General features: G+C 68.5%; 2 protein-coding genes. One reads left to right on the top strand and one right to left on the bottom strand.

What is annotated here, in order from left to right; translation table 11 throughout:
- The coding region (locus U9980_RS23095) for a hypothetical protein (protein WP_322769866.1) at positions 1-229 on the bottom strand (229 nt) is incomplete at its 3' end.
- 201 nt (positions 230-430) lie between these two features.
- Between U9980_RS23095 and U9980_RS23090 the strand changes: the two genes are divergently transcribed.
- Positions 431-1752 (top strand): sensor histidine kinase (locus U9980_RS23090; protein WP_322769865.1); only part of this gene is annotated, 1322 nt, incomplete at its 3' end.

Genomic DNA, 1752 nt, shown 5'->3' with positions numbered 1-1752 from the left:
CCCGGCACCCGCAGGAGCTCGGGCCGCTGCGTCCGTGCACGATCTCGTCCAGCTGGCTGGTGGCGACGAGCCGCAGTCGCGGGCCGGTGGCCTCGGCCGGGGCGTTCGCAAGGGCGCCCGGTTGGGTGACGGTGACGGTGACGGGCATGAGGGCGCTGGCCGGGCCGGAGCAGGTCAGGTCCGGGGTGAGGGCAGTCAGGGGGGTCGCGGTCAGGGTCACGGGGGGCACGGTGTCCTCCTCCTGGGTGGCCGTCCGAAGGCCACCTTGCGGACCACAGGGTGTCGAAGCGGGAGCCTACGGCGCCATCGCCTCTTTGAGCCTGTTACTGCCTGGTAAAGATGGTCTAGTCACGGGTGGGCATGCTTGCCATGTCACACCATCCTTGACGGCCATGGTGCGCCTGGTGTCGATCGGTAGAGGATGACCCGGATGTCCTCCGCGGCCCCTATTCCCGACCGGGCCCGGCGCCGCCACGGCAGTGCGCGCGCCGGCCGCCTCCGCCATACCGAGCGGACGCCTCCCGGCCATCGACCCGCCGCCGAGTTCATGCTTCCTGCAGAGAAGCTCGGCGGGCAGACCTGGCGCTGGGTTCCGCACGGGCGGGGCCTGCCCACAGAGGACTGGGTCGCCCGCCACCGACTGCTGGTCTGGATCCTCGCCATCCATCTGCCGATCATCGTCGGCTGTGCCTCATATGAGAAGTTCGGTGTCTGGCAGGGGCTCGTGTCGGCCGGCCCGGCGGCGCTGCTGCTCGGCGCGGCTGCACTGCCGGGTATCCGCCGGTTGCGCGCGCTGGCCACCAGCCTCGGCCTGCTGTGCAGCTCGGTGGTGCTGGTCCACATCTCGCATGGACAGTCCGAAATGCATTACCACTTTTTCGTGGTCGTCGCGTTGATAGCCCTATACGAGGACTGGGCGGTCTATCTGCTGGCAATCGCGTTCGTGTTCCTCGCCAACGGCGCGGTCGGCGACCAGATCATCTCCTATCGGCATGCAGACTCCCCGTGGACCTTCGCCGCGATCAGCGCCGCATTCATCTGCGCGTTGGCGGGCGCTCAAGTGATCTTCTGGTATTTCAACGAGCAGTCCCGGCGCCGGGCCGAGCACTATCGGGCGCAGCTCTACGAGGGTCAGCAGAGCCTGATGGCTCGTCTGGAGGAGACTGACCGTATCCGAAGCGATCTTGTTGCGACGGTCTCCCACGAGTTTCGGACGCCCCTGACCGGCATCCGCGGAACCCTGCTCACGATCAAACGTCGGCGTGACCGGATGTCGCCGGCGCAGCTCGACGACATGCTCGACTCGGCTGTCAACTACTCCGACCGGCTGTCCCGGTTGCTGGAGAACATGCTCACCGCGGCAACCGCGACCGGCACGGAGGAGAACACCGTCGCGGACCTTCCCGAGGTCGTGAACGAAGTGCTGGCGACGCTGGCCTACTCACCGACCACCGCGGCGAACGTCAGCGTCGACCTGCCGCCCCAGCTGTCGGTGCGCATGGCCCGCCAGGCGTTGCACCAGGTGGTCGCCAACCTGGTCGACAACGCGCTGGTGCACTCCTGGCCCGGAGCGCCCGTCCGGCTCATCGCGGGTCGGGTCGGCGATGAGGTGGTACTGCGGGTCCGCAACCCCGGTCCCGACCTCGACCCGGCCACGATCCGCCAGCTCTTCGAGCCGTTCACCCAACGGGACGGGACGGCGACCCGTGAGATCGACGGCGCCGGAATGGGCCTCTACGTCGTCCGGCGGCT

Source organism: Protofrankia sp. Cr1 (genome assembly GCF_963555865.1).
Taxonomy (GTDB): domain Bacteria; phylum Actinomycetota; class Actinomycetes; order Frankiales; family Frankiaceae; genus Protofrankia.
The sequence above is the reverse complement of the archived record's forward strand: the minus strand, read 5'-3'. Positions and strand labels throughout refer to the sequence as shown.